General features: G+C 62.3%; 19 protein-coding genes and 1 tRNA gene. 12 read left to right on the top strand and 8 right to left on the bottom strand.

Features of this window, described 5'->3' with window-relative positions; translation table 11 throughout:
• Positions 1-9: 9 nt before the first annotated feature.
• The gene (locus ACEWQZ_RS04310) at positions 10-822 is read right to left on the bottom strand and encodes an Nmad3 family putative nucleotide modification protein (RefSeq protein ID WP_476481832.1); all 813 of its coding nucleotides are present in this window, start codon (positions 820-822) and stop codon (positions 10-12) included.
• Positions 823-897: 75 nt separating this feature from the next.
• Here ACEWQZ_RS04310 and ACEWQZ_RS04305 point away from each other — a divergent pair, with 75 nt between their 5' ends.
• The 8 genes from ACEWQZ_RS04305 (at position 898) to xth (ending at position 12,137) form a co-directional block, all read left to right on the top strand.
• A complete protein-coding gene (locus tag ACEWQZ_RS04305; RefSeq protein ID WP_476481831.1) occupies positions 898-2,010 on the top strand; it encodes an energy transducer TonB in 1,113 nt (370 codons plus the stop codon).
• Positions 2,011-2,068: 58 nt separating this feature from the next.
• Positions 2,069-3,958: a DNA topoisomerase IV subunit B gene (gene parE, locus ACEWQZ_RS04300; protein WP_476481830.1), complete on the top strand. Its 1,890-nt coding sequence runs from the start codon at positions 2,069-2,071 to the stop codon at positions 3,956-3,958.
• An 82-nt stretch (positions 3,959-4,040) separates the two neighbouring features.
• On the top strand, positions 4,041-4,601 hold the full coding sequence (gene msrB, locus ACEWQZ_RS04295; RefSeq protein ID WP_476481829.1) for a peptide-methionine (R)-S-oxide reductase MsrB: 561 nt from the start codon (positions 4,041-4,043) through the stop codon (positions 4,599-4,601).
• 92 nt (positions 4,602-4,693) lie between these two features.
• Positions 4,694-5,272: a peptide-methionine (S)-S-oxide reductase MsrA gene (msrA, locus tag ACEWQZ_RS04290; RefSeq protein ID WP_476481934.1), complete on the top strand. Its 579-nt coding sequence runs from the start codon at positions 4,694-4,696 to the stop codon at positions 5,270-5,272.
• Between the two features lie 106 nt (positions 5,273-5,378).
• Positions 5,379-8,162: a M16 family metallopeptidase gene (locus tag ACEWQZ_RS04285; RefSeq protein ID WP_476481828.1), complete on the top strand. Its 2,784-nt coding sequence runs from the start codon at positions 5,379-5,381 to the stop codon at positions 8,160-8,162.
• Between the two features lie 63 nt (positions 8,163-8,225).
• On the top strand, positions 8,226-8,873 hold the full coding sequence (locus tag ACEWQZ_RS04280) for a lysophospholipid acyltransferase family protein (RefSeq protein WP_476481827.1): 648 nt from the start codon (positions 8,226-8,228) through the stop codon (positions 8,871-8,873).
• A gap of 63 nt (positions 8,874-8,936) precedes the next feature.
• Positions 8,937-11,339: a sensor domain-containing protein gene (locus tag ACEWQZ_RS04275; protein ID WP_476481826.1), complete on the top strand. Its 2,403-nt coding sequence runs from the start codon at positions 8,937-8,939 to the stop codon at positions 11,337-11,339.
• A gap of 33 nt (positions 11,340-11,372) precedes the next feature.
• Positions 11,373-12,137, top strand: coding sequence for an exodeoxyribonuclease III (gene xth / locus ACEWQZ_RS04270; protein WP_476481933.1), 765 nt, complete (start codon positions 11,373-11,375; stop codon positions 12,135-12,137).
• 27 nt (positions 12,138-12,164) lie between these two features.
• Here xth and ACEWQZ_RS04265 read toward each other — a convergent pair whose 3' ends face one another.
• Positions 12,165-13,604, bottom strand: a complete 1,440-nt coding sequence (locus ACEWQZ_RS04265) for an MltF family protein (protein WP_476481825.1) — start codon at positions 13,602-13,604, stop codon at positions 12,165-12,167.
• 14 nt (positions 13,605-13,618) lie between these two features.
• On the bottom strand, positions 13,619-14,521 hold the full coding sequence (gene grxD, locus ACEWQZ_RS04260; protein WP_476481824.1) for a Grx4 family monothiol glutaredoxin: 903 nt from the start codon (positions 14,519-14,521) through the stop codon (positions 13,619-13,621).
• Positions 14,522-14,736: 215 nt separating this feature from the next.
• Here grxD and hemP point away from each other — a divergent pair, with 215 nt between their 5' ends.
• Both hemP and ACEWQZ_RS04250 read left to right on the top strand, forming a co-directional pair.
• Positions 14,737-14,907 carry a hemin uptake protein HemP gene (hemP, locus tag ACEWQZ_RS04255; RefSeq protein WP_476481823.1) on the top strand — a complete coding sequence of 57 codons (171 nt, stop codon included), beginning with the start codon at positions 14,737-14,739 and terminating at the stop codon, positions 14,905-14,907.
• 69 nt (positions 14,908-14,976) lie between these two features.
• Positions 14,977-17,214 carry a TonB-dependent hemoglobin/transferrin/lactoferrin family receptor gene (locus ACEWQZ_RS04250; RefSeq protein ID WP_476481822.1) on the top strand — a complete coding sequence of 746 codons (2,238 nt, stop codon included), beginning with the start codon at positions 14,977-14,979 and terminating at the stop codon, positions 17,212-17,214.
• A 3-nt stretch (positions 17,215-17,217) separates the two neighbouring features.
• On the opposite strand, the gene ACEWQZ_RS04245 is transcribed toward ACEWQZ_RS04250, so the two are convergent.
• Positions 17,218-18,522 carry a hypothetical protein gene (locus ACEWQZ_RS04245; protein ID WP_476481821.1) on the bottom strand — a complete coding sequence of 435 codons (1,305 nt, stop codon included), beginning with the start codon at positions 18,520-18,522 and terminating at the stop codon, positions 17,218-17,220.
• 120 nt (positions 18,523-18,642) lie between these two features.
• On the opposite strand from ACEWQZ_RS04245, the gene ACEWQZ_RS04240 reads away from it, so the two are divergent.
• Positions 18,643-19,644 carry a serine/threonine protein kinase gene (locus ACEWQZ_RS04240; RefSeq protein WP_476481820.1) on the top strand — a complete coding sequence of 334 codons (1,002 nt, stop codon included), beginning with the start codon at positions 18,643-18,645 and terminating at the stop codon, positions 19,642-19,644.
• 52 nt (positions 19,645-19,696) lie between these two features.
• On the opposite strand, the gene ACEWQZ_RS04235 is transcribed toward ACEWQZ_RS04240, so the two are convergent.
• Together ACEWQZ_RS04235 and ACEWQZ_RS04230 are read right to left on the bottom strand one after the other, a co-directional pair.
• A complete protein-coding gene (locus ACEWQZ_RS04235) occupies positions 19,697-20,461 on the bottom strand; it encodes a hypothetical protein (protein WP_476481819.1) in 765 nt (254 codons plus the stop codon).
• Positions 20,462-20,553: 92 nt separating this feature from the next.
• Entirely contained in the window at positions 20,554-22,812 is a 2,259-nt protein-coding gene (locus ACEWQZ_RS04230; RefSeq protein WP_476481818.1) for a choice-of-anchor Q domain-containing protein, read from the bottom strand.
• A gap of 233 nt (positions 22,813-23,045) precedes the next feature.
• On the opposite strand from ACEWQZ_RS04230, the gene ACEWQZ_RS04225 reads away from it, so the two are divergent.
• Positions 23,046-23,120, top strand: a tRNA-Val gene (locus ACEWQZ_RS04225).
• A gap of 451 nt (positions 23,121-23,571) precedes the next feature.
• On the opposite strand, the gene ACEWQZ_RS04220 is transcribed toward ACEWQZ_RS04225, so the two are convergent.
• Both ACEWQZ_RS04220 and ACEWQZ_RS04215 read right to left on the bottom strand, forming a co-directional pair.
• Entirely contained in the window at positions 23,572-24,057 is a 486-nt protein-coding gene (locus ACEWQZ_RS04220) for a hypothetical protein (protein ID WP_476481817.1), read from the bottom strand.
• Positions 24,058-24,206: 149 nt separating this feature from the next.
• On the bottom strand, positions 24,207-24,578 hold the full coding sequence (locus ACEWQZ_RS04215; RefSeq protein WP_476481816.1) for a hypothetical protein: 372 nt from the start codon (positions 24,576-24,578) through the stop codon (positions 24,207-24,209).
• Between the last annotated feature and the right edge of the window lie 344 nt (positions 24,579-24,922).

Here is a 24,922-nt window from a genome sequence, read left to right as displayed (position 1 = left end):
GGCCCGGGGTCACCCCCGGTCAAGCAGCTGATCGAGCCAGCAACGCGCCTCGTGATAATGTCGGGTGTCGAGCACGAACTCCTGGCCCCGACTGACCGCCTCGAGCAACGTCACTCCGGCTTGCGGCTCCCAGCGACTGCTGCGCCGGTGATAGCTCAGCGGCCAGCGCCCGGCGCGCGGGCGAAACCACTCCGGCAGGCGCCACAGGCCGGGGCGCTCGCTGTCGGGATGGGTCAGCACTCGGTGGCTGGCAACGCGCTCGAACACGCCGGCATCAGCCTTCGACGCTGCCAGGTACACGGTATTGTTCGGATCAGGTGCCCGCGCAAAATGCGGGTGCTCTCCCGCCCACTGACGAACCCGCTCGCCGCAGTCGTCCACGGCCCAGATCTCGGCGATACGCAGCCAGCCCCAGATGACGTGTCGGCGGGCAGCCGCCGGGTCGAAAACCCAGCGACCGCGCTGGCGCAGCGCGCGACGAAACAGCCCGAAGAAAACAAAGACATCGCCAGGCCCGACCCCCTGCCGTGCCAGATGGCCCTGGGCGGCGCCGGCCTGACCGAAAATCGGGCGCCATTGCGGATGCCGCGGCCGGTCTGCGGCGACCAGATCAGGATCGAGATGGGCGCGTGAACTGCGCCGGATGCGCCCACGCGTCAGGTTCGAAGCCAGGCAACCAATGTCACGACCGATATCACCGTAGCGCAGCGGAGAAAGCGGGTCGGGAATCGGAAGAGACACGATGCGCCCGTCGGGAAGAATCGGGCTGGGCACGCCACCCGAGCTCGAGTCGAAACCCTTGCGGCTGAGTATGATTTTCACGTCCGGCCTGCTGATTTGCGCAAAAACCGGGCATTCGTTACCCTCTGGTGACAACTGGCGTTGGTGAGCACAATCATGCGAAATTTCAATCCTGGGTCAACTGCAATCTTCATTCTGGCAGCTTTGCTGTCCACGGGGCTGTCCAGCAACCTCGTGGCGTCTTCCTGTCTGCAACCCGATCAGGAAGCTCAACCGGTAGAGCGAACGCCCCCAGCCTATCCGCATCCAGCCATCCTGATGTGTATCGAGGGCAACGTGGTGCTGGAAATAAACGTCAACGAGGCCGGTCGTGTCGACGCAGCCAGAGTACTGGAAAGCGACCCCCCGGGCATCTTCGACCGGGCCGCGCGCCGCGCACTTGATCAATGGCAATATCTGCCCGAGTGCCGCGACGGCCAGCCCACGACCCGCACACTCAAGACACAGCTCGAGTTTACGCTCGCCAGCGAAGATCCGACCGACTGCCCCAACGAACCACTGCAGCTCGACGACAGCACGCTGACGCTGCTCGGTGAAATCGGCGCCCTGTACGCGCTGGCCGCCGATTCATACAACGGCTACCTGACGATCGACCAGTTGCACGACGCCATCACCGGGACGACCGAACCCACGCTGGATGACGCAGGCAGACAAGTCTGGCGTTACCACCGAGATGGGCTGCTTGCAGAAATCGACCTGGCGCAGACCGCCTGGCAGCGCTTGCATGAGCTTGGCTTCCCCGACCTGCTGTTGTTGAAGGAGACTTTCACCAAGGATCCCGACTTGACTCAAACGCAGGCCACTATGGGTGAAATGCGCGCAGCGCTGGAAGAGTACATTGACCGACTCAGAGCCACTCATCAAGAAATGCGGGCCCGCCACAAAGCCTTGGCCAGCCATACGGATTATGATCAGGCAACCCTCGTGCTGCTGACTCACATCTTCAGCGGCTCGCTCGATCAGGCCATGCTGGCAGACGCAATCAGCAGCCTTGAGCAGCAGTTCCAGCTGACCTCCGAGATCGTCGAACTGCTTGTAACCGAGCGGGAAAGTTGGCATATCGAGCACTCCGTCCCACAGTTCGATGACCCTGACCTTGCTGCCACCTTCTACACACGACTGTTCAGACTCAATGACCTGGTAGAGGAAGGCCGGCAGCATGCGCGGGCGACCTATCGCAGTTACGAGGATTATTCGCTCTCGGACTGAAGCGGCAGTTGCGCCATAATGGTGTGATGCACAGGAAAGCGACAGCAGCCATCACGCCATGACCAATGCCTATCAGGCCTCCGATATCGAGGTTCTCCAGGGCCTCGAGCCGGTTCGCCGCCGGCCGGGGATGTATACCGACACCACGCGGCCCAACCATCTGATTGCCGAGGTGGTCGACAACGCCGTCGACGAAGCGCTGGCCGGCCACGCAAAGCGCATCGACGTGATCCTGCACGAGGACGGCTCCGTGGAGGTCACCGACGACGGCCGCGGCATGCCCGTCGACCCGCATCCCGAGCACGAGCTGCCCGGCGTGGAGTTGATCCTCACCCGGCTGCACGCCGGCGGCAAATTCTCCGGCAAGAACTACAGGTTCTCCGGCGGCCTGCACGGCGTGGGCGTGTCGGTGGTCAACGCGCTGTCGGAAAAACTGGTCTGTCGAATCAAGCGCGCCGGAGAGGAGCATGAAATCATCTTTGCCGGCGGCGAGACGAAACAACCGCTGACCGTCATCGACTCGGTGGGCCGGCGCAATACCGGTACGCAGCTGCATTTCTGGCCCGACCCGCAGTACTTCGACTCGCCCAACATCTCGCGCCCGAAGCTCAAGCACCTGCTCAAGGCCAAGGCCATTCTCTGCCCCGGCCTGGAAGTCCGGCTCGACGACCGCGCCAATGACGAGACCGAATCCTGGCAGTTCGAGGACGGACTGACGGACTACCTGACCGAACGCCTCGAAGGCTTCGAGCGCGTGCCCGAAGACCCCTTCACGGGCGATTTCTCCGGCGCCGACCAGGAAGCCGAGTGGGCACTGACCTGGGTGCCCGAGGGCGATCTTGTGCAGGAGTCCTACGTCAACCTGATTCCCACGCCGGCCGGCGGCACCCACACCAACGGCCTGCGCACCGGCCTGATCGAGGGCCTGCGCGAGTTCTGCGAGATCCGCAATCTGCTGCCGCGCGGCGTCAAGCTCGCACCCGAGGATGTCTTCGAGCGTCTGAGCTTCCTGTTGTCGATCAAGCTCGATGATCCGCAGTTCTCCGGCCAGACCAAGGAGCGCCTGTCGTCGCGCTCGGCCGCGAGCTTTGTCTCGGGCGTGGTCAAGGACGCCTTCGCGCTGTGGCTCAACCGGCACGTGGCCGACGGCGAAGCGATCGCCAGGCTCGCCATCGACAACGCCCTCAAGCGCCAGAAAGCGCGCAAGAAGGTTGCCCGGCGCAAGGTCACCGCCGGCCCCGCCCTGCCCGGCAAGCTGGCCGACTGCGCCTCCACTGATCTGGAAGAAACCGAGCTGTTTCTCGTCGAGGGGGACTCGGCCGGCGGCAGCGCCAAGCAGGCGCGCAACCGCGAATTCCAGGCAATCATGCCGCTCAGAGGCAAGATCCTCAACACCTGGGAAACCGACCCGGCCCAGGTGCTGAGATCACAGGAAGTCCACGACATGGCGATTGCCATCGGCGTCGACCCGGGCTCCGACGATCTGAGCAAGCTCAGATACGGCAAGGTCATCATCCTGGCCGACGCCGACTCCGACGGCCTGCACATTGCCACCCTGCTGGCAGCACTGTTTCTCAAGCACTTCCGGCCGCTGGTCGAGGCCGGGCGCATTTTCGTCGCCATGCCGCCGCTCTATCGCATCGACGTGGGCAAACAGACCCACTACGCGCTCGACCACGAAGAGCGTCAGGGCATCTTCGCCCTGATCGAGGCCGAAAAGCTCAAGGGCAAGGTCACCGAAACCCGCTTCAAGGGCCTGGGCGAGATGAGTCCGCTGCAGCTGCGCGAGACCACGATCGACCCCGACACCCGTCGTTTGCTGCAGCTGACCGTCGACGATGCTGCCGGCACCGACGCCCTGATGGACATGCTGCTGGGTAAAAAGCGCGCTGCCGACCGCCGTAACTGGCTTGAAGAGAAGGGCAACCTGGCCGACATCGAGGTTTGAACCCGGGCGACAAGCGGCCATTCGCCGCCTGACCGCGCAGGCGTTGACGAACTCCTGACGCCGAATCTGTTCCAATTGGGACATGACAACGCAGATCCGCTCTTCATCGCGCAGGCGCCTGCTGGGACTGGCGGCGGGTTCGTTTCCGCTGCTCTGGCTGGGCGGCCTGCCCACTGGCAGCCTTGCAGGAGAGACCATGCATTCGCTCACGCTCCCCCAGTCATTCGAGCCGCTGGAACTCGATGATGCTCGCTGGCGAGAGATCCTCACGCCCGACGAATACCGCGTGCTCCGGCGCGAGGCCACCGAGCGCTCCGGCTCGAGCCCGCTCAACGACGAGCACCGCGCCGGCACCTTCATCTGCGCCGGCTGCGCCCTGCCGCTGTTCTCGAGCGAGCACAAGTTCGAATCCGGCACCGGCTGGCCGAGTTTCTACCAGCCGATCCACGCCGACCACATGGAAACCCGCAAGGATTTCCGGCTGATCTGGCCGCGCACCGAGTACCACTGCGCGCGCTGCGGCGGCCATCAAGGCCACGTCTTCAACGACGGCCCCGAACCCACCGGCCAGCGCTGGTGCAACAACGGCGCAGCCCTCGATTTCGTCCCCGAAGGCGAGTCACTGCCGGCACTGCGCCAGTAGCCGTCGACGGGGTGCCTGACATGCTCGGTCTTTCAACGCTTCGTGGCTCTCGTACTCCACTTCACGGCGTTCGTGTTTTGCCCCTGGCCGTGATGCTGGTGATGAGCCTCATCGCGAGCGCGGCGACGGCGGCCGATGACGGTGGACTCGAGCGGGCAACCTTCGCCGGCGGCTGCTTCTGGTGCATGGAGCCGCCCTACGACCGGATCGATGGCGTCGTCGAGACGATTTCGGGCTTCAGCGGCGGCCACGCGGTGGCCCCCTCCTACCGGCAGGTAGTGCGCGGCGGCACCGGCCATCTGGAAGTCGTGCAGATCGTCTACGACCCAAAGCGGGTTGGCTATCGTGACTTGCTGAAGATCTACTGGCGCAACGTCGATCCATTCGACGGCGGCGGCCAGTTCTGCGACCGCGGCGACAGCTACCGGCCGGCGATTTTCGTCAGCAACGAGCACCAGCAACGGCTGGCCACAGAAAGCAGGCGCGCGCTTCAAGAGCGCTTCGATGAGTCCATCGCCGTGACCATCGAACCGTTCGAGGCCTTTTATCCGGCCGGGCAGGAGCACCAGAACTATTACCGGCAAAACCCGGTGCGCTACAAATACTACCGCTGGCGCTGCGGCCGGGACGAGCGGCTCGAAAGCGTGTGGGGCAGCGAAGCCGGCGGCTGAACACCCCTGCGGGACAATCCATGACTTCTGTCACGCTCGCTTCGTGCCGCAAATCGGCATCATGTACCCTCCTCCTTCCCCAACATGATTTCATGGAGATAGACGTATGAAACGACCTGCGTGTGGCGCGCGGCGATGGCTTGTCGCCGTGTTGATGCTCCTGCCGGTGCTGGCCTCAGCCCAGCCCGACGGGCTCGATCAAATCACCCGCGTCGAAGGCATTACCGAGTATCGCCTCGACAACGGCATGAAAGTTCTGTTGATGCCCGACCGAAGTCGACCGACCTCGACCATCAACGTCACCTACTTCGTCGGCTCAAAGCACGAAAGCTACGGCGAGACCGGCATGGCGCACCTGCTCGAGCACATGCTGTTCTACGGTACTCCCGATCATCACGACATCAAGGCCGAGATCTCCGAGCGCGGCGGCTCGGCCAACGGCACCACCTGGTACGAGCGCACCAACTACTTCCAGACCCTGCCGGCCGGCGAGGAAAACCTGGAGTGGGCCATCCGCATGGAAGCCGACCGCATGGTCAATTCACTGATCTCCGGCGAAGATCTTGAATCGGAAATGACGGTAGTGCGCAATGAGTTCGAGATAGGCGAAACCAGCCCGTTTCGCGTGCTGATGCAGCGCGTGATGGCCACCGCCTATCTGTGGCACGGCTACGGTCGCTCGACCATCGGCGCACGCTCGGACATCGAGAACGTGCCGGTCGAGCGCCTGCAGGACTTCTACCGTCGCTATTATCAGCCCGACAACGCCATGATCATCCTGTCGGGCAACTTCGAGCCCGAACGTGCGCTCGAGTTGATTGACGCTCAGTTCGGCGCCATTCCGGCACCCGAGCGAAGCGGCGACATGAAACTGTGGCCCACCTACACCCGCGAGCCGACCCAGGATGGCGAGCGCAGCGTCAACGTACGCCGCTCCGGCCAGTTCCAGTCGGTCATGTCGGCTTGGCACGTTCCCGCTGCCGCACATGAAGATTTTGCCGCCATCCAGGTGCTCTCGCACGTGCTCGGCGAGGCACCCTCGGGCCGTCTGCATCAGGCGCTGGTGACCGAAGAGCTGGCCAGCCAGGTCGGCGCGTTTTCGCTGTCGCTGGGCGAGCCCGCGCTGCTGCTGGCCTTCGCTCAGGTCGACAAGGACGACGACCTGGAAGCCGCGCGCGCAACGCTGCTCGAGACCATCGATGCGCTTGAAGACAACCCGCCGACGCAGGAAGAAGTCGAGCGCGCAATCAATGCGCTCAAACGCAACATCGAAGTCACGCTCAACGACTCCAATCGCGTCGGCATCGAGCTGAGCGAATGGGCGGCTGCAGGTGACTGGCGGCTGATGTTCCTCAATCGGGATCGGCTCGATGAGGTCACGGTCGACGATGTGGTACGCGTGGCTGACACCTATCTCGTTCGCGACAACCGCACCGTTGGCCAGTTCATTCCCGAGAGCGAGCCACAGCGTGCCGAAATTCCGGAAGCACCCGATACCGCGAAGCTGCTGGCTGACTACACCGGCGGAGAAGCCCGCAGCGAGGGCGAGTCGTTCAACCCCACGGCCGAGAACATCGAAGCCCGACTGGTGCGCTTCGAGCTGCCCAATGGTGCAAAGGTCGCGCTGCTGCCCAAGCAAACCCGCGGCAATCGCGTTCAGGGCCGGATCACCATGCGCACCGGCACGCTCGAAACGCTCACCGGCCTGGACAATGTCCCCGACATGACCGCCAGCATGCTCATGCGCGGGTCGGAAAACCACGACCGCCAGGCCATCCGCGATCGCATCAGCGAACTTCAGTCAACGCTGTCGATCAGCGGCGGCAGCACGATCACGACCAGCATGGAAAGCACGCGGGACCGGCTCAGCGAGCTGATGACGCTGACGGCCGAGATTCTGCGCCAGCCCACCTTCGACGACTCGGAATTCCGTGAGCTGCGCCGGCAACAGCTGACCGGACTCGATCAGGCCCGCGACAACCCGATGGCGGTGGCCTCGCGGCTGCTGCAGCGCCACGGCAATCATCAGCCGCCCGAGCACCCGGAATACACCCCCAGCTGGGATGAGGCCGAGGCGCGCATCAAGGCGCTCGAACGCGAGCAACTGCTCGACTTCCACCAGCGTTTCTACGGTTTTGGCCCGGGCACGACCATCAGCTTTGTCGGCGATTTTGATCCCGATGAGCTGCGCACACAGCTGGAGTCCCTGTTTGCCGACTGGGAGCCTGAAATTGCCTTCGAACGCTACGAGCGGCCTTACTACGAACCCGAACAGGCGGCGCTGACAGCGCAACTCGACGACAAGGCCAATGCCGGCCTGGTCGGTGCGCAGCCGCTGCCGCTGAGCGACGAGCACCCGGACTATCCGGCCCTGTCGCTGGCGGGTCATCTGCTCGGCGGCGGCTTTCTGAGCTCGCGACTGGCCGATCGCATCCGCGATACCGAAGGCCTGAGCTATGGCGTGGGCGGACAGATCCAGGCCGCCAGCCTCGACGAGCGCGGCACGTTTGTGGTTTTTGCCATGTATGCGCCGGAAAACCGCGAACGCCTGGTTGAGGTGCTCTTTGAAGAACTCGATCGGGCCGTTGACGAAGGCTTTGGCGACGAGGAAGTCGCCCAGGGCCGGCGCGGCTATCTGCAGCAGCTCGAGCTTGGCCGCAGCAACGACGGGCAGCTGATGTCCATGCTCAACAGCAACCTCTATCTCGGGCGCGATATGTACCATCGGGCCGAGTTCGAGCAGGCTGTTGCCGAGCTGACCGCCGAAGACGTCACACAAGCCGTGCGCAAGCATATTGCACCCGAGCGGCTGAGCTATGCGGTCGCCGGCGACTTTGAGTCGGACTCCGAGTCCGAATCAGAAGCTGAAGCCGACGACCAGCAAGAATAATCGGTTCGGCACTCGCTGGCGCGCCCCCCCGGGGCGCGCCAGCGGGGTATCATTCGCGGCACCATGTTTCGCCGCCATATTCTCCCCCGCCTGATCTACAGCGTCTATCGCAGCTGGAGCGCCACCTGGCGACTGCAGCGATGCGAGCCGCCGTCTTTGCTGCAACACATCGAATCCGGTCAGCCGTTCATCGTCGCCATCTGGCACGGCGACGAGCTGGGCATGGTATGTTTTTCACGCTACTACCACCTGGCCGCCATGGCGTCCTGGAGCAAGGACGGCGAGCTGATGAATTACGTGCTGCGAAAGTTCGGCTTTGCCACCTCTCGCGGGTCATCAAGCCGCGGCGGCTCAAAAGCGCTTCGCGGCCTCATGCGGCTGGCGCGCGAGGGCTACTCGCCGGTGATCGCGGTTGACGGCCCGCGCGGCCCCGTCCACAAGGCCAAGCCGGGCATCCTGGAGCTGGCCCGCATCACCGGTCTGCCGGTCTTCCCCTGCGCCATGGCCTGCAGCCGCGGCATCACCCTGCACCGCTCCTGGGATCAGACCGAGCTGCCCCTGCCCTTTGCCCGGGTGTTGGTCCACTGGGGTGAGCCCATCACGGTGGCGCGCGACCAGAACGCCCGATCAGCAGACATGGCCGCCCGACTGGAACAGGCAATCAACGACTGCCGTCGAATGGCCGTGACCGCCTTGGATGCACAGCGATGACGCCGCACGCTTTTCACCGCCGGCCCGCGGACGAACGAGCAGCGCTTTGAAAGGAACGCAGAGATGACCCAGGCGGTCGGCAGCGTATTCGAAAACAACTACTCGGTCATGCTGTTGATCGATCCCGACGACGGCCAGATTGTCGACGCCAATCCGGCAGCGGTCGAATTCTACGGCTGGTCTCGCCAAACCCTTCGCAGCATGCGGATTTCCGACATCAACGTGCTCGATGCAACCGAAGTGGCAGAGCTCATGGACAGTGCTCGCCGCAAGCAACGCAACGCCTTCCTGTTCCGGCATCGCGACGCCAACGGCCAGATTCACGACGTTCACGTTCAAAGCGGCTTGATCCGGCACGACGGACGCAAACTGTTGTATTCCATCGTTCACGACGCCAGCGAGTACCTGGCGACCCTGCGTGCGCTCGAACAAAGTGAACTGAACTTCCAGCGCGTCATCGCCGCCGCGCCGGACGCCATTTTCATCCACAGCGACCTGACTTTTCGTTACGCCAACCGGCAGACCGCGCGGTTGCTGGGCCTGGACGACGAGGAGGCCCTGCCCGGCCGTTCGGTACTGAACTACATTCACCCGGACTTCCGCGACCTGGCGAGATTGCGTATCTCGCAAATGCATGACTCCGGCAATGGCGCACCCCCGGTCGAAATCGATATGCGTCACGCCGACGGGCATACCATCCATGTTGAAGTCTCGTCGGTGCCGATCCAGCATGAGGGCATCGCCGGTATCCTTGTCATCGCTCGCGACATCACGCGCCGCCGGGAAGGAATCCAGCGCCTGCGCCTGTCGGCCACGGTTTTCGAGAGCACGGGCGAGGGAATCATCATTGCCGACCGCGAGCGCCGCATCGTCGGCGTCAACCCGGCGTTCACCCAAATCACCGGATACACTGAGGCAGAAGTCCTCAACCGGAACCCACGGCTGCTGCAATCCGGGCGACAGGACAAATCATATTATCGCCGCCTGTGGCAGTCATTGAATGCCCAGGGTCGCTGGCAGGGGGAGCTGTGGAACCGGCGCAAGGACGGCAGCCTTTACCCGCAGCTGACCCGGATCAACGCGGTACACGATGAGCAGGGCGCGCTGACCCACTACGTGGCTGTCATTACCGACCTCAGCGACTTGCACAGCTCGAAACAACAGATCGAGCGGCTCTACTACCACGACCTGCTGACCGAGCTGCCCAATCGGGTCATGTTTCTGGCACGACTCAAGTCCGCCCTCGAAAGTCTGGGGCAGCGGCAGTCAGTACACGTGCTGCACATCGACCTGGACGGCTTCAAGCACATCAACGAGAGCCTCGGGCTCGCAGCCGGTGATCAGGTCTTGCAGGAGGCGGCGCGCCGGCTGCAGACCCTGCTGGCACCACAGCATCTCGTTGCGCGCATCGGTGCCGATGAGTTTGCTGTGCTGCTTGCCAACAGCGACGCCGCAGAGAGGCTGGCTGAATCCATTCGGCAGGCCCTGGCCCGCCCCATTCCCATCAACGGCCGCATGCTGTTTGCCACCGCCAGTGTCGGCGTGGCCTCGAGCAGTTGTACTGACTGCGACCCGGAAACCCTGCTGCAGCAAAGCGATGCGGCGTCGTATCAGGCCCAGGGCGAAGGCGGCAATCTGGTGCGTCAACACAGCGGTGACCTCGGCCAATATGCCCGCGATCGCGTGCTGCTGGCCGCGCAGCTGCGCCAGGCCATCGAACAGCGCGAGCTCAGTGTGCATTACCAGCCCCAGGTCGCGCTGCACTCCGGCCGCGTGGTCGGCCTCGAGGCGCTGGTGCGTTGGCAGCACCCCGAGCTTGGCCTGCTCTATCCCGAACGCTTTATTCCAATTGCCGAGGACACCGGCCTGATCGTGGAACTTGGCGCGCTCGTGCTCGAGACCGCCTGTCAGCAGGCCCGACTCTGGCTGGATGATGGCATCGACTTTGGCCGCATCTCGGTCAACGTATCCGGCATTCAGGTTCAGCGCAGTGATCTCCGGGCCCGCATCGAGCGGTGCCTGGCATCTTCCGGGCTGCCCGCCAACCACCTCGAACTGGAGCTGACCGAAAGCTTCATCATGGGCACCGGGGACTCCGCCGCAGCCTTGCTGAACAAGCTCAAGCAACTCGATCTGGAGCTGGCCATGGATGATTTCGGCACCGGCTATTCCTCTCTGGCCTATCTCAAGGAACTGCCCTTCGACACCCTCAAGATCGACCAGAGCTTCACCCGAACACTGGCCGACAATCCGCGCGATGCGGCCGTCTGCCAGGCAATAGTCGCCCTGGGTCAGGCGCTGGGCTTTCGTACTCTGGCCGAAGGCGTCGAAACCGAAGGCCAGCGCCGGCGACTGCAGGCCATCGGCTGCCGCCATGGGCAGGGCTTCCTGTTCAGCCACGCCGGGCCCGCCAAGGACATCCCCGAAGTGATAAGCCGCCTGAACGCCGGCCGTACGGAAGCCTGATTGCCAGCAACCGATCAGGTACACTCCTTTGCCATGAAGATTGCCAGCTGGAACGTCAACTCCCTCAAGGTGCGCCTGCCGCAGGTGCTCGACTGGATGGAACACCAGCGCCCGGACGTGCTGGGCCTGCAGGAAACCAAACTGACCGACGACAAGTTCCCGATCGAAGCCATCGAGGAGGCCGGCTATCAGGTCGCCTTCGCCGGCCAGCCGACCTACAACGGCGTGGCCATGATCGCGCGCGAGCAGCCGCTGGATGTCGTCACCGAAATCCCGGACTTTCTCGACGAGCAGAAACGCGTGATAGCCGCCACCATCGGCGACGTGCGCGTGATCAACCTCTACGTCGTCAACGGCCAGGCCGTGGGTTCGGAAAAGTTCGACTACAAGATGCGCTGGCTCGAAGCCGTGCAGCGCTGGATTGCCGACGAGCTGACGCGCCACGACAAGCTCGTCGTCATGGGCGACTTCAACATCGCCCCGGATGATCGCGACGTACACGACCCCGAAGCCTGGCACGAAAAGATCCTGTGCTCCACGCCGGAGCGCGAAGCCCTGCAGCGCATGCTCGACCTGGGCCTGCACGACAGCTTTCGGCTGTTCGAGCAACCCGAAGCGACCTTCTCCTGGTGGGACTACCGCGCCGCCGCCTTCCGCCGCGGCATGGGCCTGAGGATCGACCTCGTGCTCTGTTCCGACGCCCTCAAGGACGCTTGCACCGCCAGCTACGTCGACATCGAGCCGCGCCGCAACGAACGCCCGAGCGACCACGCGCCGGCGGTGGCCGAGTTCAGCTGAGCCTGCCTGGACTCGCGACGCGGCAGCTCAGCTGTCCTCGCGCAGCAACTCGCTGGCGCTGTTTTTTGCTATCAGTCGGAACGCGATGTGGTACTTGAAGATGTTGGAGACATAGTCGACCGTTTCGCGGCCGATTTCCCGTGCCGCCATGTGTTCGACATTGTCGAACCATACGTTGCGATCAAGCCCGGCGGCCGCAGCGTGGCGGCGTAGTTCGCGTACCCGTCTGGGGCCGGCATTGTAGGAGGCCAGTGCGAACAGCAGCCGATTATCGGCATCCATCGCCTCGCCGGCGTAATAGCGATCGATCATCCAGCGCAGATACTGCGCACCGGCGTGAATGTTGTTTTCCAGTTCGGTGATGTCGGCGACACCCAGATCGGCCGCGGTCGACGGCAGAAGCTGCATGACGCCGATTGCACCAGCTGCGGATCGAGCCGACTGATCCAGTTGCGACTCCTGGTAGCCCTGGGCGACGAGCATCAGCCAGTCGAGCTCGTACTCCTGCCCGTACTGGCGGAACAGATCGCTCATTTCCCGAAAGCGGCGCATGGCGCGGTCGCGCTGCTCATCAAGCACCCAGCTGGTATTTTCCAGATAGCGCTTGAAAGTCAGGTTGCCAAACAGCGTGCCGGCACGGTTGTCGTCGAGGAATTCATCAAGGCGCTGTTTCAGCTTTCGACTTTCAGGGCGCACGGCAAAGGCAATGGCGCCGCCGTCACGCAGAATCAGGTCGTCGTGCACGTGGATATCGGGCAGCACCTGCGACCAGAACCTGGCCAGGTAGTCATCGGAGACCGCGTAGTCGACCACGCCGCTGTTTACCATTTCGAGCACGTCGCCGGTTTCGAAGTGGCCGGGGGCGAGTTCCAGCTCCACCGCCCGCAGATCACGCGACTCCAGCGACTCATTCAGCGCTTGCAGGCTGTCAAAATAGCTGCTGTTTTCGCGCACGAACACGGTTCTGCCGGCCAGAGCCTCGAGCGAGTGGAGCGGCACTGCATCGGGGCCCGATACCAGCACCTCATTGACCGAACGCCGGATCGGCGTGGTGAAACCCACCTGCTCTCGACGGCGCTCGGTGACCGTGAGGTTGGCCGCGATCACGTCACCGCGACCTTCGATCAGCCAGGGAATCAGGCGATCGCGGGTGACCGGAATATAGACCACCCGCGTACGCAGCAGGCCGGCGTGGCGCTGCTCGTTGAGCCAGTTTTCGAACGCTTCCATGAAATCGAACGACAGGCCGCGCTGATGCCCTTCGGAGTCGAGAAAATAGAAGGTCTTGCTGAAAGGCACGAGCACGCGGATCTGGCGGCGTTCGACCATGCCGTCCAGATCGCCATGCCAGGACTCGACCATCGGCTCAAGGCCGGCAGCCTCGCCCGCGGGCGCTTGCGACGAATCCGGCACATCACTGCCACAGCCGCTCAGCAGCAGCACGACGGCCAGCAGTCCGAATCGCACGCGCCCGCGGCGGCTCACGAAGTCAAAGCTTCAGCGCCGCCTTCCAAGTTGTAGACCTGCGTATACCCCTGCTTGCGATAATGCTCGGCGTACTGCTGCGATGCCTGGCCTACGTTGCATACGAACACCAGCGGCTGATTCGGGTCACCATCCTTGAGCTCGGCCATCAGGTCAGCGTCCAGCGCGCGGGCAAAGTCCAGTGGCTTTTCGGCGCGGTCGGATTCGCTGCGAGTGTCGATGACGAGCAGGCGCTCACCCGAGTTGATGCGCTGCTGCAGCTCGGCCGGTGCCATCTGCTTCACCGGTGCCGGCGCGCCCGGCAGATCCAGCTTGAGGCCTTCACCCTGCACCGTTTCCAGCCAGTCGACAGTCGCTCCACGGGCGCGCTGGGCGCTGGCCAGGTCCATCAGCACGGTGATGCCGTTGGATTCGCTCGCGATCTCCGTACCTTCCTTCGGCCCCACCTGAAACTGGGCTTCCCAGCTGCCATCGATGGCAAAGTGCAGGTGATTGCCCGGATAGGCTTCGAGAAACTCCCGAATCTTGTCGGCGGCCTTGTCGGTGATGGTGATTTCCGGCGGTGTGCGGTCGGGCTTTTCCATGCCGAACATCTCGTGCAGCTCGCCGGTGTTGAACATCTCGCCGATGATGTCGTTGCCACCGACCAGCTCGCCCTCGACATACAGCTGGGGAATCGTGGGCCAGTCGCCGAAGACCTTGATACCTTCGCGGATGGTGTCGTCTTCGAGCACGTTGTAGCTCGCGTAGTCACCTTCCAGCAACTGATCAAGAATGCCGGCGGTTTTGGCGGAAAAGCCGCACTGCGGCATCTTCGGGGTGCCTTTCATGTAAAGCACTACGCGATGGGAAGCGACTTGCGATTCGATTTTTTCGCGCACAGCGGGATCGAGCGTCATGGTGTTCGTGCCTTTGCTAATCAAGTGTCTTTACTGATGGTTGGGCTGCATCGGCTGAGTATCAAGCCGCTTGAAGTATATCAAATACATCATTCATGCCAGACAGATCATGATTTGCCGCACAACGGCAGCCCGGCCACCGCCACCGAGGGGATCCGGCCAATTTTGTCGTCACGGAGCTTGCGTTTCTAAATGAGAATCGTTATGATTTGCAGATGCGTGAGCGCAAGCCCACAGCACCCGCTTCACGGCCGGCCACCGCCGATGCGCCCGTCATCCCGGTACAGAGACTGCTGGGGCCAGGTCGGCAGGTGCGGCTCGAGCACGACGGCGGCATCTATGTGCTCCGCATTACGCGCAACGGCAAATTGATCTTGACCAAATAAACCAAACCACTGGGCCAGCCAGCCGCGCCCGCGGCGAGCCAACCCGAATGAATCAAACAGGAGCTCACCATGACCTGCCTCATTCGCCGGCTGGCTGCCTGCGGGCTGCTTTCAGCCAGCCTGTCGGCTGCAGCCGAAATCGATTCCGTCGATCTGGACCGCGTGACTGTCACCGCATCCAAAAGCGAACGCCCCATTACCGAAATTGCCGCACCCGTCACCGTCATCAACGACCGCGACATCGAGCGAACGCTCACCGAATCCATCCGCGACATGATGCGCTACATCCCGGGCGTGACCGTGCCCTTTCAGGGGCAGCGTTTCGGGCTGGCGGGCTTCAACATTCGCGGGCTGGGCGGCAACCGCGTTCAGGTGGCGGTCGATGGCGTGCGCGTGCCCGACGGGTTCGCCATTGGTGAATTCTCCAACGCATCACGAAACTTCGTCGATACCGACTCGCTCAAGCAAGTTGAAGTCGTGCGCGGCCCGGCCTCCAGCCTGTTTGGCTCCAGCGCCCTGGCCGGCGTTGTTGCGCTGACCACCAAGGACCCCGCTGACTGGCTGGCCCATTCAAGCGGCAACGCAACCGTGCGAACGCGAGCCGGCTACTACTCGGCTGACGAGGGCTGGATTGGCTCGGGCACGCTGGCTGGTCGCGGAAAGCGCCTGTCCGGTTCGCTTCAGTGGGTTGAGCGCAGCGGTCATGAAGTCGACAACCAGGGCAAAATCGGTGGCACCGGACCGGAGCGCACCCGGCCAAACCCGCATCAATACGATGGCCGCAATGTGCTGGCCAAGGTGCTTCTCGATGAGGGCTCCGACCAGCAGTGGCGACTATCGCTGGAGCACAATGAAGTCGACAGCAAAACCAGGGTGCTTGACCGCCTTGGCAGCGAAGACTATTCGGATACCTATGGCTTTCCATATGTCGTGAAGACCACCTCGTTGCGCGGCGACGACCGCAGCCGCCGTCGCCGTATCAGCGTCGACTATCAGGGCCGCAATCCTGGCTGGGCTGAGCGCCTTTCCTGGAAGGCCTACTACCAGAGTGCGCTGACCGAGCAGGACACCTTCGAGGATCGCACCACCCTTGTCTACGGCGAGCGCGCAGCTGTCCATCGCTTCCGCCGTGCAGAGTTCGAGCAGAAGATTCTGGGCACGGAAGCCACCGCTCGTTGGGACTTCAATACCGCTGGGCTGAACCATGATCTGGTCGGTGGGTTCGAGCTCTACCAGACGCGGACCGAGCAATTGCGCACCGGTTTCGAGCGCGACCTGAGCGACGGCACCAAGAGCCCGACCGTCGGACCGGACGAATTTCCGGTACGCGATTTTCCCAAGAGCACAACGCTCGAAGCCGGGCTGTACGCGGAGGATCGCATTGCCATGGGCGATCACTTCAAGCTCATTCCCAGTGCGCGCGTCGATTACTATGACCTCGATCCGAAGCTCGATTCGATTTTTGTCGAAGACAATCCCGAGTTCGAGCCGGCCGCAATCGACGAGACCAGTTTCACCCCGCGAGTCGGCGCAATCTACACGGTCAACGACCAGATCGACGTGTTCGCGCAGTATGCGCGCGGCTTTCGTTCACCACCTTACAACGACGTCAACGTCGGTTTCACCAACCTGCAGTTCGGCTATACCGCCATTCCCAACCCGGACCTGAAACCGGAAAAATCCCGGGGCTGGGAGCTGGGCCTGCGCAGTCAGGGCGACTGGGGGCGTCTGAGCATATCGGCCTACCGCAACGACTACGACAACTTCATTGAAAACCTGGTCAACGTGGGAACCGACCCGGACACCGGCCTGCTGATATTCCAGTCGCAGAACCTGAACGAAGTGCGCATCCAGGGCATCGAAGCCGCGGCCACCTTCAACCTGGCCCGAATTGCCCCCGCGCTGACCGCGTGGCAGCTACGCGGCGCTGCGGCCTGGTCGGACGGCGAAAACCGCTCCGGTGATGTTCCTCTCAACAGCATCGAACCGCCAACCGGCGTGCTCGGGCTGCGCTGGCTGCCCAACCAGCTGCCGCTCGACGTCGAGCTGGTACTGACCGCCGTGGCCGCGAAAGACGACGTCGCCAGCGCGGAGGATTTTCAAGCGCCGGGCTACACAACCCTGGACCTGCTCGCATCATGGGAATTCAATGAGACGACGCGGCTGAATCTCGGACTGTTCAACCTCACCGACCGCAAGATCTGGTCTTGGTCGACGGTGCGCAACCGTCCGGCAGACGACCCGGGACTGGCGCGTTATACCCAGCCGGGTTTCAACGCCGGCGCGAGCCTGATCTGGCAGCTCTAGCTTTCACCCTGCGCCCCGGGCATACCCACCAGCCTGACTCTCCTCGCTCGCCCGGGGCGCAGCCTCCCCTTCATCAAGGGGCTCTCCATCTTCCTCGTCTTCGTCCTTTTTGCCCTGCTTTTCCTGGCCTTCCACGTCGTCCACACCCTCCAGCACCGGGTCTTCGACGCGATCTCCGGGGGCATCCACGGGAATCGGTTCGTCTTCCCATTCCCGTGTGTCGGCGTCGTCATCGAGATAGTGCTCCAGACGATGCCGACGGGAGCGCCGGTTCTCGAACTGAATCTCGAGAGTGAAGGTAAGGCGCCAGTCGCGCCGGCGCTCGCCGGTATCGAAGTCCTTGGGCCAGGCGTGTTCGGGCTCGATCTCGTAGTAGAGCCAGTGGCGCAGAAACTGCCGCCGATAGCGCACCGCCACGAAATACTCTTCAACCTCGAAGCTCGGTTCGGTAAATCCCCAGGCGCCCACCTCCGAGCGTAGTGCGCTGCGTCTGCTGAGCTGTCGATACGACACCAGACCGCTTCGCCAGTCAATGCCATCGGACTTTTCCGACCAGGTTCCGCGGGCACTCCAGCGCAACAGCCGATCGCGATTGGGCAGCCACTCCCAGTCCACCCGGCTGGTCAAGCCCATTCCCTGTTCACGCTCCCAGAAAGCCGACTGCGTGAATCGACCCAGGGTGCGGTCGGTCAGGCCGCGCACGTAGCGGTAACGACCGCGAATCCGGGGATTGAGCGCTCCGCGGCTGACGCGCACAGTTCCGTCGACGTCCAGTCGACTGCGAGCGCGCGCGCTGGCAATGTAGCGCAGGCCCAACCGGGTGCGGTTTTCCGGGTCGTCGAAGGCGCCCGTATCAGGGTAATCGCCCTCGAGCTCCTCATCGCGCGCCACCAGCAGGCGCACGCGCTCGGACAGGCGCGGCAGAATCAGGTTGGCGCGCACGCCGGCCCGATATTTCCAACCCTCACTCTCGTCCCAGCGTCCGGCATTGCGCAGCCGGATAAAGCTGCCCACCGGATTTTCCTCCAGCGTGCGTGGGTCACCAAAAAAGCCGTCGAACCAGGCCGCCGGCTCGCACAGTCGCTGGTTGATATAGGAATGGCTGGCATCCAGCCAGCTCTCCGGGCGACCCTGTTCATCCCGACAGGACAGCTCCATCAGGCGCTGTCGCCTGCTCTTGCGCTGTTGCTCTTCACCTTCTGCCTCTTCTGCCGCCTGCTCCACGGGCTCCTCATCGGCTTGCGCCGCGGCAAAAGCTACCGTCATCAACAAGGCGAAAGACAGCCAGAGAGTCGATCGCATTTTCATGACACAATCCTCCGTTCAGGATCGAGCGTAAACGGCACGGTTCAGCCTTTGTGGTCGCACGGCTGCATAATATGACACGCCGGCAATCACGCCCGCCACCCCAGTCAGGATAAACAAGTCATGAGTGGTGCAGACAAGGCATCCAGACCCTATGAAGACCTTGGCCCCGAAGTGGTGCTTGACGCTGTCGAGGCGCTGGGACTGCACGTCAACGGGCAGCTTCTGGCGCTCAACAGCTTCGAGAACCGGGTCTGGCAAGTAGGGCTAGAAGACGCCGATCCGGTGGTCGTCAAGTTCTACCGCCCCGGCCGCTGGAGCGATCAGGCCATCCTGGAAGAGCATCATTTTGCTCACGAACTGAGCGCCGCAGGACTGTCAGTGGTCGCCCCGTTGCGCCTTCATGCGTGCACGCTGCATCAGCATGTCGGCTTCCGCCTGGCGATCTTTCCCCGGCGCGGCGGCCACGCGCCCGAGCCGGCGCACGAGCCCACGCTGCGCATACTGGGCCGCACGCTCGGGCGCATGCATGCAGTCGCTGCTGCCGGACAGTTCGCGCAGCGCGGCGAGCTCACCATTGCCGAGCGCGGCCGCGAACCCGTCGACTGGCTGCTCGAGCGGCAATGGCTTCCCCCGCACCTGGAGACTGCCTTTTCCAGCCTGGCCGCCCACCTGCTCGATGGTATCGACGCCGCCTTCGAGCGGGCCGGCGACTATCGCGGCATCCGGCTGCACGGCGACTGCCACCCCGGCAACATTCTCTGGCGCGACGAGCAGGCGCATTTCGTCGACCTTGACGACTGTCTCACCGGCCCGGCGATCCAGGATCTGTGGATGCTGATCTCCGGAAGCCGTGAAGAACGCGAGCTGCAGCTCGGCTGGCTGATCGAGGAGTATCGCCGCTTTCATGATTTCGACCCGCGTGAGCTGCACCTGATCGAGGCCCTGCGCACGCTAAGGATGATCTATTATCAGGCCTGGCTGGCGCGGCGCTGGGATGACCCGGCCTTTCCCGCAGCCTTCCCCTGGTTCGGCGACGATCGTCATTGGGAAAACGTCATCGGACAGCTGCGCGAGCAGCTTGGCGAGCTGTCGGAACCGGCGCTGAACCTCGCCCGGACCTGACCACAGCAGGCCGAGTGCCTGGGCGCCGGATCAACGCTCGGCTCGAAGGCCGTCAGCGCAGTGGTGCAAGCAGCCGGCCAACCAGCTCCGGCTTTTGTTCGACCAGCTTGCGCATCTGTTCACCCTCAAGGATGTCGAGCAGCTGCTGCACCCATTCTGTCTCGGCGCGGGCACGCGCCTGGAGCGCCTCGAAGCGTGCCTCGGCCAGCTCACCCAGGCGCTCGTGATCCCCTGCTTTCAGGGCATCGGTCGCGGCCGATTTGGCATCGACCAAAGCCTGTCGCGACCGGCGTGCGGCGCTGAGAAGCTGTTCATAAGCGGCATCGATGTTGGCAAGCTGCCGCTCGGACAGGCCGATCTCGCGCGCAAGATCGTCATCTTCCCACCAGCGCGCAAATCGCTCACGCCCCCGCAACACGCCATCGCTCTCTTCCCGTCCGGACGCACCCTCTGAAGACGAGCGGGAGCGGCGATAGCGCTCGGCTCGCTTGCGCATGGCGGCGCGGCGGTCGGCAGAGTCATCATCGCGCCGCTCTTCCTGGCGCCGCTTTTTCAACCGCTCGCGCATCGCCTGGCGGCGCTCGGGATCGGCCATGATTTCCTGCATGGCTTCCGGGTTGCGCGCCAGGGCGCGCAGCTCATCGCGCGAGAGCTCCCCGGGCGGCACGTTGGCGCTTTCCTCGCCTTTCTCCGGGGCCGCCTGCTCTGCCTCGAGCGAGGCGCTATCGGTCGGCGGCGGCGCCTGCGAATCATCGTGCGAAGAGCAGGCCGCCAGGGAGATGGCGACAAGCATAATCACGGTCAGCTTCAGGCGCATTCCATCGATCTCCTTGGCAAGGGCTTGTCGGTGGTTGATGAACAAAAACAGCCGCCCCGCCGAAGTCGACAAGGCGGCAGGCAGGGCCAGACTCAGGGCTGCTCGAAACGATCCTGGAAGATCGCTCCGGGCGTCGCCGAGAACTCGTAGGCACCCATGTCGATGGCCGGGCCGATCACCCGCGGAAAGCCCGGCCCGCGCTGGTCGTTGTTGGGCGCGCCACTACCAGCGCTGCCGGCATCGATGGCCGGGCTGTCGGCCATCAGGGCATGCGTGTAGCCGGCATTGCCGCCGTTGTCGGCAAGCGGGCCCAGTTTGGGGGCGGTGTCGAGGATGTTGCCGCCGCCGTCGCTGAAGTCCGAGTACTTGGCACCGGCCAGCAGGGTGTTGGAGACATCGCAGTCCTGGCTGCCCTTCAGGTCCTGATAGAGCCCGGTCTGGTTCGTGTTGCCGGCGAGGATCGAGTTGTTGATGCTGCAGCTCGTGCTGGTGTTATAGACGCCGCCGCCCTGGTCATAGGTGTAGTTATTGGCAATCGTCGAGTACTTGAGGTCGGCGTTCATGTCGCCCTTGAGACGCACTCCGCCGGCCACGCCGGCCGATTCGTTGCCCGAGATGGTCGAGTTTTTCAGGAACATGGAGCTGCTGGAAGAGAACTCCGCGAAGATGGCGCCGCCGCCCGTGACCGAGCTGGCCGAAGTGGCCTGATTCCGGCTGAACTCCGAGTATTTCACCTCTACCATGATGGCGCTCGAAGACGGCGAGAACATGCTCATGCCGCCGCCACAACTGGCGGAGTTGTAGTAAAAAGTGGAGTGCCCGACGCTGGCCTGGTTGGGGCTGCCGGTCAGGCGCAGGCCACCGCCGCAGGTAGTCGCCGAGTTGTCAAAGAACCCAGAATACTCGAGACCGAAATCGGAGGCGTTGGCGGTCACCTGAAAGGCGCCTGCCGCGCCGCTGGTATTGGAGTTCTCCGCAACGTAGAGGTTGGAACCGTAGAAAGCACCGTTGGTAACGGCAACATTCACCGCGCCACCCTCACCGCCGTCGGTCTGGTTGCCCCAAAACTCGCTGTTGCCGATGCTGATCTCGGAGGCCTGGACCACTGCCATCAGGCCGCCACCGCCGCCCGTTGCGCTCTGGTTTCCGTTAATACGGGCACCGTCGATAGTGGCCACAACCGTGTCCTCCAAAAACAGATGGGCGCCGCCCCCGCCGTTTTCCGCCTGGTTGTTCAAGAAAACGTTGTCGCCGGTCACATCCAGAAACTTGACCGGGTTGTCGAGCGTTCCATCGTCGCCATGATGAATGCTCAGCGATGCGCCACCGCCTGTGTCGCCGGCCTTGTTGTCGTTGAACTCGTTGCCGTCGAGAGTGATCTCGGCCTGCTGTAAGGAGGCGTTGTCTTCAATCAGAGACAGCCCGCCGCCGGAGTAATAGGCCTTGTTGTTGGTGAAGGTACTGTCCTGCAGGCCGAGCACCGCATAGCCCAGCTTCGCCTGGATGCCGCCGCCGTCGCCGTACTTGGCCTGGTTGTTTTCGAACGTGCTGTACTTGATATCGACCTGGGCATAGTCGGCAATATCCAGATGCAGGCCGCCGCCGCCGCCGTTGAGTACGGTATTGGCGTAGAAATTGGCGCCGGAAATCTGGACATTGGCACCACCGGGCGCGTACATGCCGATACCACCGGCGTAGCCGCCGGCCCCGACCACCGAGTTGCCCGAGATTTCTGAGCCAAGCATCAGCAGTTCACCCTCGCCGTAGTAGGGCTCGTGCCAGACGCCGCCGCCGGCCTCGTCCACCATATTTCCGCTGATGGTGACATCGGAAAGCTGAAGAGAATAGGCACGGGACAGCACGCCGCCGCCGCGATTACCGCCGCCGCCGGTGATCGTGACCTGGGCAAGCTGCACGGTATGGGTATAGTTGGCGCTGCCGTCGTACTTGGCGTAGAAGACCGGAGCGTTCCCCGAGCCCTGGATGGTGATGTTGTTGTCGCCGTCGATGGTGACCGACTCACCGATCGGCAGGGTCGAGCCGTCGTAGTGCGTCCCGCTCGTTCCGAGCGTGATGGTGCCGCTCAGCCCTGATGCGAAGTTGATGGTGTCGGTACCGGTGTCACCGGCGGTGCAATTACCCCAGACGTTGTTGGTCGTCGCCGAATACAGCGCCGAGCGCAGCGTGCACTCTCCCGAATTATGGCCGTCGTTGAGACTGTCGACCGTGATCGTCGCCGCCTGCAGCGAGCCCGCGGCCAGAGCTCCGCTGACCGCCGCAGTTAGCGGCGCGATCTTCGGTTGAATGTTCTGCCGGAATTCATATTTTGTCGTCGACTGATATTTGGACACGGAACTCTCCCTGAGGGGGTAAAGAATCATTGAACTCAATCACAGTTAACGTCAGATATCCGGCAGATCTGCCATCGAATTGCACAAAAAAAGAGAACGCGAGACGCGGCGGAGCCACCGAAGCCCACCAGATCGCCGGAGAGCCGCCACGATCAGGCGCAAGCGCAAGCCGGCGGCGGTCGCAATCCGGCTTGCCGCAAGCACCAAAGCACCCTAGAATACACAGCTTCGGGGGGCGATTAGCTCAGCGGGAGAGCACTGCCTTCACACGGCAGGGGTCGCTGGTTCGATCCCAGCATCGCCCACCACCGAATCCAGGCCGTCAGGCCGCGAGAAGCCCATGATTTCCATGGGCTTTTTTGTATTCATAAGCTGCCCTTTTAGAGCCCGAATGCTGTCAACTCCGGATCGCCCTCTCCGAGGCTATTAGAGGAGGCGCGGCCGGCAGCCTGCGAACTACCCCACATTCACTGCCGGGCAACGAGACCTTGGGCCGGGCTAACCTTGCGTGTCCGATAACAACCCCTGGTTCGAGCAGGCTGGAGCGATGGTTTCCGGCTATCTTCCTTTGCGTGTATGCTTCATCAAAAGCGCACAACTTGATGCCTTGTTTCAATGCAGATGACGTTTCCAGCCCGACCTGGCCCAGCGTTTACCAAAAGATGACCAGACCAGCGCCGGCGCTTACACGCGACCGCCAAGAAGACACTACAAGCCGTCAGGCCCTATAAATGCAGCGGCCCACCCGCCACTAAACACCTATCTATCGCCACTCTCCAAGGGCCTCGACGATGAATAATCAGCTAAGACAGATTTCAGCGCATCGGCAAGCTGTACAGCCTGATCACGCTGGAACAGCTCAAGCCTGATCGCACCACGCCCATGCCCATGCCCAATCTTGACCGTATGAATTCCCAACAAGGCCCCACCGCTTACTCGCACGGGTTTGCCCTTGATCTCTTTAACAGGATAAGTCTTTCGAGGCTCACCAATCCCCGGAGATAGCTCCTCGACAACCAGACGGTCTTCGTAGAGCGTGTAGGACCGTTTTCTGCGAACATTGATGTTGAGCCAGGCAATAAAGCAAAGCACAGCAGACAACATCAAGGCAGTACCAATATCAAGCTCAGAGACCCAGTAGGCCATGGGAGCAGCTACTGCAAGCGCCATAACCACACACCATGCCAGTGGAAGCCTGCCCTCTTCCGTCTGGCATGACCATAAAATCGGACTCTTGTCACTCATATCCTAATCCGTGGTTGTCAACACACTTGGCATTCAAGCCCACCTCTGACCGCCACATATTCGGTGGCGGAAAATAACAATCTACCGCACTCAACCAAAGTAACGCAGAACCAAAAACTCCTATTCTTGATGAGCTTATCGAACTTGACTCAGTCCCCGTCGTGGCCAATTTGATTTGAAGAGCTCGCCCTCAACGAGCTGATCATCAATACGCATCCAAAAATAAAAATAACAAAGGGGATAACTATGTCAGTAACCGGAGACGAATTGACCGTCGAATGGTAAAAGTCAGCAACACCGGAAAGAATTGCGATCGCCACGCAAATAAATCCCAACGTAAATCGAAAATGATAACCTCTCTCTTTCTGGATCCAATCCAAGCCAATAAAGCCCGCAATCAGAAAGATCAGGCTAAAGACAAACTCAGAGAAATCAACCGGTTCTCCGGACAGCCATTCCGACATGAACACACCACTAGCAAGCCCGCCAACCGCAACAAATCCTATATATAGAAAACGCATACAACCCCATCAACTCTGGCGACAAGTCGAAAGAAATGAGTCAGCGGTTTCCGAAACGACCCAGCTAATAAACAAGGCATAAAGCACTTTCAAGATCAATACTTTAGCAAGCAACAGGCCAATACCTGTCAACGCTAATCCGGTAGCAAGCAGTGTGATGACAATTATGCCAATAATAGCAGTGCCAGTAGAACACTCTTTAATTAAACCCCCCTTATTCTTCAATGCGGGCTAGAAAGAGGTATGGCGTGTCAATTTCTGTCGTATAATCAGAGTGTTAAGGCACTAATCCCACGACAGAAAGAGAACACGCCATGGGTGAAACACTACCCCTTTTCAAAGCC

The sequence above is a fragment of the Wenzhouxiangella sp. YN1 genome, from assembly GCF_056324145.1.
The sequence above is the reverse complement of the archived record's forward strand: the minus strand, read 5'-3'. Positions and strand labels throughout refer to the sequence as shown.

Bases quoted from the DNA above. Each gene is read 5' to 3' on its own strand.
- ACEWQZ_RS04305 (WP_476481831.1), top strand. From the start codon at position 898: ATGCGAAATTTCAATCCTGGGTCAACTGCAATCTTCATTCTGGCAGCT.
- parE (WP_476481830.1), top strand. From the start codon at position 2,069: ATGACCAATGCCTATCAGGCCTCCGATATCGAGGTTCTCCAGGGCCTC.
- msrB (WP_476481829.1), top strand. From the start codon at position 4,041: ATGACAACGCAGATCCGCTCTTCATCGCGCAGGCGCCTGCTGGGACTG.
- msrA (WP_476481934.1), top strand. From the start codon at position 4,694: ATGCTGGTGATGAGCCTCATCGCGAGCGCGGCGACGGCGGCCGATGAC.
- ACEWQZ_RS04285 (WP_476481828.1), top strand. From the start codon at position 5,379: ATGAAACGACCTGCGTGTGGCGCGCGGCGATGGCTTGTCGCCGTGTTG.
- ACEWQZ_RS04280 (WP_476481827.1), top strand. From the start codon at position 8,226: ATGTTTCGCCGCCATATTCTCCCCCGCCTGATCTACAGCGTCTATCGC.
- ACEWQZ_RS04275 (WP_476481826.1), top strand. From the start codon at position 8,937: ATGACCCAGGCGGTCGGCAGCGTATTCGAAAACAACTACTCGGTCATG.
- xth (WP_476481933.1), top strand. From the start codon at position 11,373: ATGAAGATTGCCAGCTGGAACGTCAACTCCCTCAAGGTGCGCCTGCCG.
- grxD (WP_476481824.1), bottom strand. From the start codon at position 14,521: ATGACGCTCGATCCCGCTGTGCGCGAAAAAATCGAATCGCAAGTCGCT.
- hemP (WP_476481823.1), top strand. From the start codon at position 14,737: ATGCGTGAGCGCAAGCCCACAGCACCCGCTTCACGGCCGGCCACCGCC.
- ACEWQZ_RS04250 (WP_476481822.1), top strand. From the start codon at position 14,977: ATGACCTGCCTCATTCGCCGGCTGGCTGCCTGCGGGCTGCTTTCAGCC.
- ACEWQZ_RS04245 (WP_476481821.1), bottom strand. From the start codon at position 18,522: ATGAAAATGCGATCGACTCTCTGGCTGTCTTTCGCCTTGTTGATGACG.
- ACEWQZ_RS04240 (WP_476481820.1), top strand. From the start codon at position 18,643: ATGAGTGGTGCAGACAAGGCATCCAGACCCTATGAAGACCTTGGCCCC.
- ACEWQZ_RS04235 (WP_476481819.1), bottom strand. From the start codon at position 20,461: ATGCGCCTGAAGCTGACCGTGATTATGCTTGTCGCCATCTCCCTGGCG.
- ACEWQZ_RS04220 (WP_476481817.1), bottom strand. From the start codon at position 24,057: ATGAGTGACAAGAGTCCGATTTTATGGTCATGCCAGACGGAAGAGGGC.
- ACEWQZ_RS04215 (WP_476481816.1), bottom strand. From the start codon at position 24,578: ATGCGTTTTCTATATATAGGATTTGTTGCGGTTGGCGGGCTTGCTAGT.